We start from the raw sequence: 12,525 nt of genomic DNA on the forward strand, positions 1-12,525 counted from the left end.
TCGTAATGTCAGCGGGCGGACTCGCCTTCGGCCGGCGCAGGAGGGATCAGCGTCACCAGCAACTGGTCGATCCGGTAGTTGTCGATGTCCACCACCTCGAACTTGTAGCCCTCGAATTCCACACTGTCGGTGCGCTTGGGAATCCGGCGCAGCATGTACATCATGAAGCCGGCGATGGTTTCGTAGTTTTCGTCGTCGGGGAAGGATTCGATATCCAGCGCGCGCAGCACGTCCTCCACCGGCGTCGCGCCGTCCACTAGCCAGGAGCGGTCGTCGCGGCGGACGATCTGCTCTTCCTGGAACTGGCTGACCAGGTCGCCCATTACCGTGCTCATCAGGTCGTTCAGCGTGATCACGCCCACCACCAGCGCGTACTCGTTCATCACCACCGCGAAGTCCTCGCGCGAGGCCTTGAAGCGCTCCAGCAGCTCGGACAAGGTCAGCGAGTCGGGAATGATCAGCACATTGCGTATCGTCAGCTCGCGCTTCATCGACAGGCTCTGCTGGTTGATCAGCCGCATCAGGATGTCCTTGGAGTCGACGTAGCCGATCACCGAGTCGATCACGCCGTCGCAGACCAGGAACTTGGTATGCGGATGCTCGGCGATCTTCTGCTTGATGCTGGCCTCGTCCTCGTGCAGCGTGAAGTAGACGATGCTTTCGCGCGCGGTCATCGACGACGGCACGGTGCGGCTTTCCAGCTCGAACACGTTCTCGATCAGATGGTGCTCGCGCTGCTGCAGCACGCCGGCCTCGGCGCCGGCGTCCATCATCGCCACGATGTCGGCGGAGGTCAGATCGTCCGGCCGCCCGGTCGGCACCCCCAGCATGCGGAAAAATACATTGGCCAGACCGTTGAACAGCCACACCAGCGGCCGGAACACCCGCACGCAGAACATCATCGGCCTCACCACCAGCAACGCGATGCGCTCCGGCGCCACCATGCCCAGCCGCTTCGGCATCAGGTCGGCGAACAGCACGAACAGCGAGGTCACGCTGAGAAAGGACAGGACGAAGCTCAAGCGCTCGACCCAATCCGCCGGCGTCACCAGGTGCAGCATCGAAGCGAAGTAGGGCGTGAACGCCGCCTCGCCCAGGATGCCGGCCAGAATGGCCACCGCGTTCAGGCCGATCTGCACCACGGTGAAGAAATGCCCCGGCTGCTGCTGCAATTCCAGCACCCGCTCGGCGTTGACGTTGCCCTCCTCCGCCAGCAGCCTGAGCTTGATCTTGCGCGCGGCGGCCAGCGAAATCTCCGACACCGAGAAAAAGGCGCTGGCGGCGATCAGCAGAAGGATGATGGAAAGATTGTTTGCAAGGCTCACGATTAGTCCCGAACAAGTGCTGGCGCTGCGCCGCGAATAAGACAACCCGATTCGCGAGACTGAACGCATGGATTTGATGTCCAGTATAACAGAGCCGTTTTCGCCCACCGCCCCGCCGGCTCCGGCCGCGCGTACAATCGGGCCATTTCATCGGGAGCGAAGACATGAGCTGCGAACTGTGCCGGCAACCCGCCGGCGATCTGCTGTACCAAAACGACGAGCTGTGGGTGGTGCTGGTGGATGAACCCGGTTACCCGGGATTCTGCCGCGTGGTCTGGAAAGCGCACGCCAAGGAGATGACCGACCTCGCAGCCGACGAGCGCCTGCGCCTGATGGACTGGGTATGGCGCGCCGAAGCGGCCATCCGCCAGACCATGCAACCGGCCAAGATCAATCTGGCCAGCCTGGGCAATGTGGTGCCCCACCTGCACTGGCATGTGATTCCCCGCTTCGAGGACGACGCCCACTTCCCCAGCCCGATCTGGGCCGCGCCGCGCCGCGAAGCGCCGGCGCGCGCCTGGCCGGACCTGGCCGACCGGCTGCGCCAGGCGCTGCAGGCCGGCTGACACCGCCTCAGGCGGTGCGGAAGCGGCTGATCGCCTCGTCCAGCCCGTGGGCCAGTCCCGACAGCTGATTGGCCATCGCCGACGACGATTCCACCGACTGGCCGTTTTCCGAACCCATATTGGCGATGCGCTCGACGTTCTTCGCCGCCTCGTTGCTGGCGGTGCTCTGCTCGCGCATCGCCGCGGCGATCTCGCTGGTCTTGTCCAGCAGCCCGGCCGACAGCGTACGGATCTGCTCCAGCCTTTCGCTCAAGCGTCCGCTCAGCTCCACGCCGCTGGACACCCGCTCCGCCGCCTCGCGCATGCTGGCCGCCGCGGTGGAGGTGTCGCCCTGCACCGCCTGGATCTTCTCGGAAATCTCGCCGGTGGCCTGGGCGGTGCGCTCGGCCAGTTTTCTCACCTCGTCCGCCACCACCGCGAAGCCGCGGCCCATCTCCCCGGCGCGCGCCGCCTCGATCGCCGCGTTCAAGGCCAGCAGATTGGTCTGCTCGGCGATGTCGTGGATCACGTCGACGATGTTGCCGATTTCGTCCGAGCGCTGGTTCAGGCCGCTGATGATGGTTTCCGAGCGGCCGATCACCCGCGCGATCTCCTGCATCTGGCCGGCGGTCTCGCCCGCCGTCTCGCTGCCGCTGACCGCCGCGCTCATGCTGCTCTTGGCCTCGCTGGCCATTTCCGTCGCGTGCTCGGCCACCAGGTTGATGCTGACCGTCATCTGCTCCACCGCGGCCGCGGTGGACGAAGAGGCGTCGGTCTGCACCCTGGACGCCTCGGCGATGCGGCGCGACACCTCGGACAGCGCGTGCGCGGTGTCGTTGACCTGCTTCGCGTCGTCGCGGGTCTGGCCGATGAAGGCGCGCAGATTGGCCAGCAGTTGGGCCAGCGCGCGGCCTGTCTCGCTGACCTCGTCGCGGCCGGTCTGGTCCACCGCGATGGTCAGATCGTTATGCTCGGCGGCGTGGCGCATGCTGTCCTGCATCGCCCGCAGCGGCGCGGTGATCGAACGCACGATCACCCAGGCTAGCGCGACGCCGACCAACAGCGCCAGCAACAGCACCGTCAGCATGCCCTGCTGTGTGCGCGACATGCTGGTCTCCAGGCTGTCCTCCGCCTGCTGCGCGCTGTCGTCCGCCAGCTTGCTCAGCTTGTCCAGCGCGTCGCGCGCCGCGTACAGCTTGGGTTTGAACGACGCGATGCCGGCGTCGCCGACATTGGCGGCCGCGATCTCGCCGGCCGATATCTTCTGGTACAGGCCGCTCATGCCCTGTTCGTAGCCGGCGATGCCGTCCAGCATGCCATCGAACTCGCCCTGATGGTCCGCCGCCATCGCCATACCCTTGGCCTTGGCCACGCCGGTCTTGAAATCGCCGATGTGCTTATCCAGCAGCTGCTTGTTGGTCTGGATGCTCTGATCGGAATTGGCCGGATTGCCGATGCTGATGAAGACGTTCTTCTCATCCTGGCGGATGTGCAGCATGGTCCGCTGCAGATCGTCCATCTGGTGCCGGAACGCGATCTTCTGGTCGAACAGCGCCGTCAGCTCGCGGTTGATCTTGTCCATCGACCACCAGCCTACGCCGCCCACCACGCCCACCGCCAACAGCAGGGCCCCCGCCAGCGCCGCGATGCGCTGGCCTATGGAAAATTGACTCAACATGACTTCCCCGTCTCCGCTTGGTTTATGAGTTTTTTAAAATTTTACGCTGATAAATTCAATGTCGATTTGATACTAATACTAATTTATTCGGACTGTGAAAATTCCCCGCGCCCCGATGCATTTCGCCGCCAGCCCCAGACCTACGGACAGGCCGGGCTTGCCAAAGCCGTTGTGATAACCATAGGCTGGACGCTTCTTCGATACCAAGGCCGAGAAATGTACACCACGCTGATTTCCTGCCAGCAGCTGATGGACGAACCTGGCGAATCGCTGATCGTGCTGGACTGCCGCTTCCAGCTGGACAACCCAGACTACGGCCATGCCGCCTACGAGCAGGGCCGCATTCCGGGCGCGCATTACCTGCACCTCGATTACCACCTGTCCGGCAGCAAGAACGGCCAGAACGGCCGCCACCCGCTGCCGGACGGCCAGCGCCTGGCGGTGGACCTGGGCGCGCTGGGCGTGGGGGAGAACACCCAGGTCGTGGCCTACGACGACGGGACGGGACAGTACGCGGCGCGCGCCTGGTGGCTGCTGCGCTGGCTGGGCCATGACAAGGTGGCAGTGCTGGATGGCGGCTTCGCCGCCTGGCAGGCCATCGGCGGCGCGGTGGACGCGGAGCCGCCGCAGCGCCGCCCCTGCCGCTTCGCCATCCGCCGCTCGCTGCAGGCGACGGTGGATGCCGGCGCGGTGCTGGCCAACCTGGACGAACCAGCGTTCACGGTAGTGGACGCCCGCAGCCCGGAACGCTTCCGCGGCGTGGGCGAGATGATAGACCCGGTCGGCGGCCACATACCCGGCGCCGCCAACCGCTTCTTCATGGACAATCTGGACGCCGGCCGCTATAAGCCGGCGGCGCGGCTGCGCGCCGAGTGGGAGGCGCTGCTGGGCGAGGGCTTCGATGCCGCCGCCATCGTCCACCAGTGCGGCTCCGGCGTCACCGCCTGCCACAACCTGCTGGCGATGGAGATAGCCGGCTTTCCCGGCAGCCGGCTCTATCCCGGCTCCTGGAGCGAATGGTGCAGCGATCCGGCGCGGCCGGTCGCGCGCTGAACGCTTCCGCATAAGAAAAAGCCCGGCCAAGCCGGGCTTCCCGCCGACGATCGCGTGGGAACGGACTGTCCGCTACCCCAGGATCAAGCGTTGCAGCAGGCTCTGCCCGGCGGGCCAGCTCCCGAGGCCGGCGTGGCTGCCCATATGGCCGGCCATGCCGCCGTCAACGAATTCCGCGCCCCACAACGCGGCCATCCGCCGCGCTTCGTCGAACTCGCAGAACGGATCGTCGCGGCTGGCCACCAGCAGCGTCGGCACCGGCAGCTTGCGCTCCGGCAGCGTCTCGAATCCGGCGAAGCTCGGCAACGGCGCGCCTTCGGGCAGCTCGCCGCTGGCGCGGGCGCGCTCGTCGGTCAGCGGAATCGCCGGCGGCGCCACCAGCAGCGCGCCCTTCAGCTTGCGCTGCTCCAGCAGGGACGCCTGCAGCAGCCAGGCGACCGTCGTATGGCAGCCCAGGCTGTGGGCAGCGATCACCAGTCGCCCCGGAATCTCCGCCACCGCCGCGGCCAAACCAGCCACCCATTCGTCGCGGGTCGGGTACAGCCAGTCGCGCTGCTCCGCGCGGCGCGCCAGCGGATAGGTTTTTTCCCAATAGCCGTGCCAGTGCGTGTCGCCGGAATTGCCCCAGCCCGGCACCGTCAGCAAGGTGACATCATCGTCGTCCCACATCACAGGCTCCGCCGGTAGTCGACGATCAGCGGCGCGTGGTCGGAGAACTTCTCGTCCTTGTACACGCTGGCGGATTCGGCCTGCTCCATCAGCGACGGCGTGACGATCTGGTAGTCGATGCGCCAGCCTACATCCTTGGCGTAAGCCTGGCCGCGGTTGCTCCACCAGGTGTAGCCGGGCGCTTCCGGGTACAGATTGCGCCACGCGTCGCGCCAGCCGACGCGGCCCAGCAGGTCGGTCATCCAGGCGCGCTCCTCCGGCAGGAAGCCGGAATTCTTCAGGTTGCCCTTCCAGTTCTTCAGGTCGATCTCGTTGTGGGCGATGTTCCAGTCGCCGCAGATCACGATGTCGCGGCCGTCGGCGCGCAGCTGTTCCAGGTGCGGCATGAACACGTCGAGGAAGTCGAACTTCACCTGCTGGCGCTCGTCGCTGCTGGAGCCGGACGGCAGGTACAGCGACACCACCGACAGCTTGCCGAAATCCAGTTGCAGGAAGCGGCCTTCGGAATCGATCCAGTCGACGCCCAGCCCCTCCACCACCGCGTCCGGCTTATGCCGGGTGTAGACGCCGACGCCGCTGTAGCCCTTCTTCTCGGCGTAGTGGAAATAGCCGGCCAAGCCGTCCGGATTGCGCATCCGCTCGGACAGGTCGCCCGCCTGCGCCTTCAGCTCCTGTACGCAGACGAAGTCGGCGTTGATGCCGGCCAGCCAGTCGAAAAAGCCCTTCTTGTCCGCCGAGCGGATGCCGTTTAGGTTGGCGGAAACGATTCGAAGCATTGTGTCTCCCGTGCTATGCTTGCGGCGGTTTTTTTCAGCCGTTCAAACAGTTAACGATTCGATAAGGAATGAGGATGAGCGACTTTCGTCAGGATTTTATTCGTTTTGCGCTCGACAAGCAGGTGCTGAAGTTTGGCGAGTTCATCACCAAGGCGGGCCGCAAGTCGCCGTACTTCTTCAACGCCGGCCTGTTCAACGACGGTCTGTCCACGCTGAACCTGTCGCGATTCTACGCCAAGTCCATCCAGCAAAGCGGCATCCAGTTCGACATGCTGTTCGGGCCGGCCTATAAAGGCATCATCCTGGCCGCCGCCGCCGGCATGGCGCTGGCCGAGCAGGGCCGCAACGTGCCCTTCGCCTACAACCGCAAGGAAGCCAAGGACCACGGCGAGGGCGGCACCTTGGTCGGCGCGCCGCTGCAAGGCAAGGTGCTGATCATCGACGACGTGATCTCGGCCGGCACCTCGGTGCGCGAATCGGTGGAGCTGATCCGCGCCGCCGGCGCCGAACCGGCCGGCGTCGCCATCGCGCTGGACCGGATGGAACGCGGCCAGGGCGAATTGTCGGCGGTGCAGGAAGTGGCCCAGCAGCATGGTCTGCCGGTGGTGGCCATCGCCACGCTGAAAGACTTGCTGGGATTCTTGGAAAACAGCCCGGAACTGGCGGCTCACCTGGACGCGGTGCGCGCCTACCGCGCCCAATACGGAGTCGACGACTGACATGAAAGCGCTTGCCGGACCGTTTCTGCTGCTGTGTTCGCTGGCCCAGGCCGGCGTCTACAAATGGGTGGACGAGGCCGGCAACACGCATTACAGCGACTCGCCGCCGCTGGAGAGCCAGAGCCGCGGCGTCGCCGAGCTGAGCAAGCAGGGCGCCGTCAACAAGCCGGCGGAAACCGCCGCCCAACGCCAAGCGCGCGAGGCGTCCGCCGCCGCCGCCCGCCAACAGCAGCAACAACGGATGGACGCCGCCCGCCACGACCAGGCGCTGGTGCAAAGCTATCCGACGCTGGCCGAACTGCAGGCCGACCGCGAGCGCCAGCTGGCGGTGCTGCAGTCCTCTTATCACGCGCTGGAGCTTCGCAGCCAGGGGCTGGCGCTGCAACGCGGCCACCTGGAGCAAGACCTGGAACACGCCAGGCAATTCAAGCAGACGCCGCCCGCCGCCGCCGTGCGCAATCTGCAGCTGCTGCGGCAATCGCAACAAGACCTGCAGCGGCAGATGGCGTCCAAGCGCGCCGAGCTGGACGCGTTCCGCCAGCGGATGCAGCAGGACATCGCCCGCTACCGCCAGCTCAATCCCTGATTACTGCCCGCCGTCCTTGCGCTGCCAGGCCTGGTTCAGCGTCTGGGTCGCCTGATCCAGCGCCTGCTTGCCGCGCGATTGCGCGTCGGTGGCCGCCGCCAGTTCGGCGTTCGCCTTGTCCAATGCGGCTTGCGCGCCGGCCAGCCGTTGCTCGGCGACCGCCTTTTCGTCCTGCGCCGTCTTCAGCCTGCCATCCAGCTGTCTTTGCTGGGTTTGCGCCTGCTGGAAAGCCATCTGCGCCGCCAGCAGCTGTTCGTCGGCGCTCTGCGCCCAGGCCCCGCCGGCAGCCAGCGCCGCCAGCAGCGGCGCGCTCAACATCAGCTTGTTCATTGTGTTCCCCTTGTCGGCTGTCAGCCGACATTATGCGGCAAGCCGGCTTCGGCGGGCATTACTGTTCGAGGAAGAATTCCACCGGCACCGCCAGTTCCAGCGTATCCGGCAACGCGTCAGGAATGCGCGGCAACGGCGCCGCGCGGTAGGCGGTGTCCAAGGCAGCCTGGTCCAGCGCCGGATGTCCGCTGCCGCGGCTCAGCCGCGCCGCCAGCACCCGCCCCTCGCGGTCGATGCGGATGGACAAGTAGGCCGTGCCTTCGTCGCCGCGCAGCCGCGACGTGACCGGATATTGCCGATAGCGCTCCAGCCTGGCCAGCACCTGGGCCTCCCAGCTGCTGCGGCCCTGGCTCACTCGCGGCCGGCTGTCGTCCTGCGACGCGGCCTTGGGCGCGGCGGCCTGGCTGGGCGCCTGGTCGGCGGCGGCGCGCGGCGCCGGCGGCTGATCCGCGCGCGGCGCGGGACCCGGCTTGCCGGCCGCTTGGGTCGCCTGGGGAGAATGGCTGTCAGGCTGGATGCCGGCCGGCTGCGGCGCGGCCGCGCGGCGGGATGCCGACGCCGCCTCGCTGGCGCGCTCGGCGATGCGCTTCTGTTCCGGCGCGGTCGAACCGCCGCCGGCCAGCCACTGCATCGCGGGCTGCTCCGCCGGCGCCGGCGCCGGCGGCTTGGCGCCGGGCCACCACCATCCCGCGGTCAGCGCCGCCAGATGCAGGCCGACACACAGTAGCAGCGCCAGACCTTTCCACTGCCCGGCGGACAGTCTGCGCCAGCCAGCCAGCTCTCCGGGACGGGACGGCCGGCTCAGCAGATACAGCAAGACCGAGAGCTCGATCGCGGCCACCAGCCACGGCACCCAGTGCGGCGGCCGCGCCAGCAGCAGCGCGACGAATCCCCCGCCCATCCCCAGCGCGGCGAAGCACTTGGCCTTGCGCGGCACGATGCGCTGCTCGCGCCAGCGCCGCAGGCCCGGGCCATAGCGCGGATGATCCAGCAACCGCTGCTCCAGCCGCGGCGAAGACTTGCTGAAACAGGCCAGCGCCAGGATCAGGAAGATGGTGGTGGGCATCACCGGCAGCAGCGCGCCGATCACCGCCAGCGCCACCATCAGGCAGCCGCCCAGCAGATAAAGCCAGCGCACCGCCGGGTGCCGCGCCGCGCTCAAGCGTACACCCGGTCCAGGTGGCCGTTCATGCAGGCGAAGGCGGCCACCGCGCCGGCGGTGACGCGGGCTTCGGCGTCGCCGTCCAGCTCCAGGCCGTCCAGCGCCGAGGTGAACGCGCGCCAGTGGCGGGCGCGGCCGTCCGGGTGGCCGGCCAGGTGGCGGGCGCCGAAGTTCTCGTCCAGATCCAGCTTGCCAGCCAGCTTGTACAGGATGGCCGCGCCCAGCTTGGAGCCTTCCACCACGTACAGCCAACCCATCGCGCTGGCCACGTCCAGCGCGCCGCTGATCGGCGGCTCGGCCAGCTGCGGCAGCGCGCGGCCGAGATCGCCCATGTCGGCGGCGATGCTGTGGTAGCGGCGGCGCTCGGCCAGATCGGGGAACAACTTGGCCAGCTCCGGGTTGTCGTACAGCGCGTCGGCGTCCCGCAGGAAGCGGTATTGCGCGTCGAGGAAGCGGGCGTAGTTGTCGCGGCTGGCGAACGGCTGGTTGGCCATGATGCGCTGGTCCAGCTGGTCGTGGGTGTCGTGGGTTCGGGCCTTCAGGTCCTGGGTGCGGGTGCGTTCGATGGTGGTCATGCCAATGCTTTCTTCTACTGAGCTGGGCTTTGCGGACAAAGCCCATTAAATGTTAATGATAACTATTTTTGTTTATTTAGGGAAACGCGCCGCTCAGAATTGCCAAGTCGCGTTCAGCCGCGCGGTGCGTCCCGGCCCCGGCATCAGGCTCAGCGCCAGCGGGTCCAAGTAGTAGCGGTCGGTCAGGTTGTCGATGGCCAAATCAACGCTGACGCCCTTGGAGATCCGATAGCTGGCGAACACGTCCACCAGCGTGTAGGCGCGGGTCAGCACCTGGTTGGCGGTGCCGTTCCAGCTCTCCCAGCGGCTGTCGTCCACGCTGGCGCCCTGCTTGGCTACCGGCTCGCTGTTGTAGGTGACGCGGCTGCCGAAGCTGAGCCTGCGGTCGAGCGCGCGGCCGCCCAGCGTCAGGTTCAGGTTGAAGCGCGGCGGGATGTGGTTGCGGACGTAGCTGCTGGAAAAGCCGCTGGGCGTGCATTCCGGCGTGTTAGCCATCGGATGCTCGCCGCCGAACCAGGTGATGCCGCGGAAATACTCGGCCGACGCGCGGTCGCAGATCCGGGTCTTGCGGTTGTAGGTGGCGGACAGCTCGCCGAACAGCGCGCCGCCATCGTACGACGATTGCAGCTCGACGCCGGACAGCTGGTAGCGATCCATATTCACCATGCTGAAGTTCTGCTCCCACGCTTCCTTGCCGGGAATCGGCCGCCGGGTGATGTAGTCGCGGGTGGTGTTGTCGAAATAGGCGAGCTTGAAGCGGAAGCGGTCGTCGCCGCGCAGCAGGCCGTCTTTCAGCACGCTGACGCCGATTTCCCAGTTCTGGCTGCGTTCCGGCTTCAGTTCGCCAAGGAAAGGCGAGGACGAGCCCAGCGTCGACTCCATCAGGCTGGGCATGCGCAGGCCTTCGACGTAGCGCAGATAGCCTGTGACCGAATCGCTCAGCTTCAGGTTGATGCCGAAGGACGGCGCGAAGCCGCTGTCGCGGCGGCGGTAGGGCTGGCTGCGGCGGTACTGGCGCGACGCCAATTCCTGGTTGTCGCGCCAGCTCGCCTCCGCCTCGCTGGATTTGGCGCCGGCCAGCGGCTGCGCCTGGCCGTTGGCGTCGACATAGGTGGCGCCCGGCTGCTTGAAGGGATTGGTGGCGTCGCTGAAATTGCCGGCGGCGTCCGGCTTCCACTCCACCTCACCCAGGTATTCGAAGGTATCGTCGCTGTAGAGCTGAGCGGTCTTGGACACCGTGCGGTAGGTATCCAGCTTCTTGACCTCGACGTTGTTGTCCTGGGTGGCGAAACGCAGATAGCGGCCGCCCAAGTCGAAGCTCAGCCAATCCACCGGCGCCCAGTTGACGCCGACGAAGGCGCTCTGCTCGTCGCGGCTGCCGTCCCGCAGATTGCGGTTGTTGAGGATGTCGTCCTCGTCGCGGATGAAGCCCTTGCCCGGCGCCAGCCGCTCATGCTGCAGCGACACCCCGTAATCGAACTTCAACGCGCCCAGCGGGGTGCGCAACAGCGAGGTGTTGCTCAGATCGGCCCCGGTGCGCTGCGCCTGCGCCGGCGCCAGGTAGGAAAAGTCGATGCAGTCTGCGCAATCGCCCCAGCCCGGACGCGGCTTGCCCTGGGTGGGATTGCGGAACACATCGCCGTTGTAGGCGCGGCTGTCCATGTCGGTATGCCACAGATTGGCCTGCAGCTTGATCAGCGGATTGTCGTCCGGCTGCCACTTGAAGCGGGCGGTGTAGGCGTCCACCCGCACCTGGCTGCGCGGCCACTGCGGAATGGAATCGCCGTCGTTGCGGACGATCTGCGAGGTCATGATCTCGCCGTAGTCGCTGTCGTAGCGGCGGAAACCCAGCTCCAGCGAGCGCTCGGCGTCCGGCTTCAACGTGCCCTTCAGCAGCAGCGAGCGGCTGCGGTTGGCGGTATTGAGCACCTCCTCGCCGGGCTTGAAGATGCGGGTGACGCCGACATCGTTCTGGGTGCCAGACGACATCCAGTCGTTCTTCACCACATAGCGCTGGTAGCCGTGCTTGCCGGAGAAGTAATTGCCGATGTCGCGGTAGGCGAAGGCGCCGACCAGCTCGTAGCGGTCTTCGCGCAAGGCGGCGGCGACGCTGCCGTGGCCGGCGCGGCCGTCCAGCGCCGGGCTATGCTGGCGCGGCGTCGCGTTCAGTTCGGCCGGAGGCGCGGCGCTGTTGCTCTGCAAGCCGCCGCGCAGGCGCACGCCGCGGCGCTCGCCCGGCAACAGGATGTCCTCCGCCTTCAGCGTGTCCATCTTCACCAGGCCGCCGATCGCCCCGGCGCCCTGCGCCGACAGGACCGGCCCCTTGTCGACGGTCACGCCGCCGATCAGGTCCGGGTCCAGATAGTTGCGGTCGGCGACGCCGCCGTAGCCGCGATAGGCGGTCACCGACTGCACGCTGCCGTCTATCACCACCGGCACCCGCCCCTGCCCCTGCAGACCGCGGACATTGACGTCCACCGAGCCGCTGTTGCGGCTCTCGCCCACTTGCACCCCGGCCACGCCCTTGAACATGTCGGCCGGCGAGGTGCCGCGAAAGCGCTCGATCTGCTCGCGCGTCACCGCCGCCGACGAGCCCGGCTTCAGATACGGCCGGTCGAACAGCGACATCTCGTCGTCGGACAGCGCGCCCGGCGCGCTGCTGGCGCCGCGCACCCGCAAGGCGCCGATATTGACCGCGCCCCCTCCCGTCGACGGCGCCGCCTGCACTACGATGCCTTCCGCCCGCAGGCTGGCGGCCAGGCCGCTGCCGGCCAGCAGCCGGCGCAGCGCGTCGCGCACCGTATAGCTGCCTTGCAGACCCGGCGTGGCGCGACCGCCGGCCAGAGCCGGATCGAACAGCAGATTCATGCCGGCCTGGCTGGCCAGCTGCTGCAACGCGCCGGCCAGCGGCTGCGGCGCGATCTGGAAGGCGACTACGCGGGACTGGGCCTGCGCGGGCTGGACGCAAGCCAGGCCCAGCAGCAGGGCCGCGGCGCCCGGGCGGGAAATCGACATGGCGGACTACCTCACGGATGAAATTAATAATTATTCGCATCCATGAAGACGTGGCAGCCCGCCGCATCCTGACGTCGGTCGGTAAATATTTT

Annotated in this window: 12 protein-coding genes; 4 read left to right on the plus strand and 8 right to left on the minus strand. The window is 67.1% G+C overall.

Annotated features, from left to right (window positions below; genetic code table 11):
• Window positions 1-8 precede the first annotated feature (8 nt).
• Complete coding sequence (gene paeA, locus VA599_RS20125) at window positions 9-1,325, minus strand: polyamine export protein PaeA (RefSeq protein WP_021476397.1); 1,317 nt, start codon at window positions 1,323-1,325, stop codon at window positions 9-11.
• Window positions 1,326-1,489: 164 nt separating this feature from the next.
• On the opposite strand from paeA, the gene VA599_RS20130 reads away from it, so the two are divergent.
• Window positions 1,490-1,891: an HIT family protein gene (locus tag VA599_RS20130; protein WP_346790283.1), complete on the plus strand. Its 402-nt coding sequence runs from the start codon at window positions 1,490-1,492 to the stop codon at window positions 1,889-1,891.
• A 7-nt stretch (window positions 1,892-1,898) separates the two neighbouring features.
• Here VA599_RS20130 and VA599_RS20135 read toward each other — a convergent pair whose 3' ends face one another.
• A complete protein-coding gene (locus tag VA599_RS20135) occupies window positions 1,899-3,548 on the minus strand; it encodes a methyl-accepting chemotaxis protein (RefSeq protein ID WP_346790285.1) in 1,650 nt (549 codons plus the stop codon).
• Window positions 3,549-3,764: 216 nt separating this feature from the next.
• Here VA599_RS20135 and VA599_RS20140 point away from each other — a divergent pair, with 216 nt between their 5' ends.
• Window positions 3,765-4,601: a sulfurtransferase gene (locus tag VA599_RS20140; protein WP_346790287.1), complete on the plus strand. Its 837-nt coding sequence runs from the start codon at window positions 3,765-3,767 to the stop codon at window positions 4,599-4,601.
• A gap of 72 nt (window positions 4,602-4,673) precedes the next feature.
• Here VA599_RS20140 and VA599_RS20145 read toward each other — a convergent pair whose 3' ends face one another.
• Both VA599_RS20145 and VA599_RS20150 read right to left on the minus strand, forming a co-directional pair.
• On the minus strand, window positions 4,674-5,270 hold the full coding sequence (locus VA599_RS20145; protein WP_104946031.1) for an alpha/beta hydrolase: 597 nt from the start codon (window positions 5,268-5,270) through the stop codon (window positions 4,674-4,676).
• Entirely contained in the window at window positions 5,270-6,046 is a 777-nt protein-coding gene (locus tag VA599_RS20150) for an exodeoxyribonuclease III (protein ID WP_021475832.1), read from the minus strand. The genes VA599_RS20145 and VA599_RS20150 overlap by 1 nt, the downstream gene beginning before the upstream one ends.
• Before the next feature lie 74 nt (window positions 6,047-6,120).
• Here VA599_RS20150 and pyrE point away from each other — a divergent pair, with 74 nt between their 5' ends.
• The gene (gene pyrE, locus VA599_RS20155) at window positions 6,121-6,765 is read left to right on the plus strand and encodes an orotate phosphoribosyltransferase (protein WP_021475833.1); all 645 of its coding nucleotides are present in this window, start codon (window positions 6,121-6,123) and stop codon (window positions 6,763-6,765) included.
• 1 nt (window position 6,766) lies between these two features.
• Window positions 6,767-7,351: a DUF4124 domain-containing protein gene (locus tag VA599_RS20160; RefSeq protein ID WP_346790290.1), complete on the plus strand. Its 585-nt coding sequence runs from the start codon at window positions 6,767-6,769 to the stop codon at window positions 7,349-7,351.
• Here the strand turns inward: VA599_RS20160 and VA599_RS20165 are convergent, their stop codons facing one another.
• From VA599_RS20165 to VA599_RS20180, 4 genes are all read right to left on the minus strand, one after another.
• On the minus strand, window positions 7,352-7,681 hold the full coding sequence (locus VA599_RS20165; RefSeq protein ID WP_346790291.1) for a hypothetical protein: 330 nt from the start codon (window positions 7,679-7,681) through the stop codon (window positions 7,352-7,354). It lies immediately after the preceding gene.
• 58 nt (window positions 7,682-7,739) lie between these two features.
• The gene (locus VA599_RS20170; protein WP_346790293.1) at window positions 7,740-8,843 is read right to left on the minus strand and encodes a TonB family protein; all 1,104 of its coding nucleotides are present in this window, start codon (window positions 8,841-8,843) and stop codon (window positions 7,740-7,742) included.
• Window positions 8,840-9,418: a biliverdin-producing heme oxygenase gene (locus VA599_RS20175; RefSeq protein ID WP_104946026.1), complete on the minus strand. Its 579-nt coding sequence runs from the start codon at window positions 9,416-9,418 to the stop codon at window positions 8,840-8,842. Before VA599_RS20175 ends, VA599_RS20170 begins: the two co-directional genes overlap by 4 nt.
• A gap of 93 nt (window positions 9,419-9,511) precedes the next feature.
• A complete protein-coding gene (locus VA599_RS20180; protein ID WP_346790295.1) occupies window positions 9,512-12,433 on the minus strand; it encodes a TonB-dependent receptor in 2,922 nt (973 codons plus the stop codon).
• Window positions 12,434-12,525: the final 92 nt, after the last annotated feature.

This window comes from Chromobacterium indicum (genome assembly GCF_039708975.1).
GTDB lineage: Bacteria > Pseudomonadota > Gammaproteobacteria > Burkholderiales > Chromobacteriaceae > Chromobacterium > Chromobacterium piscinae.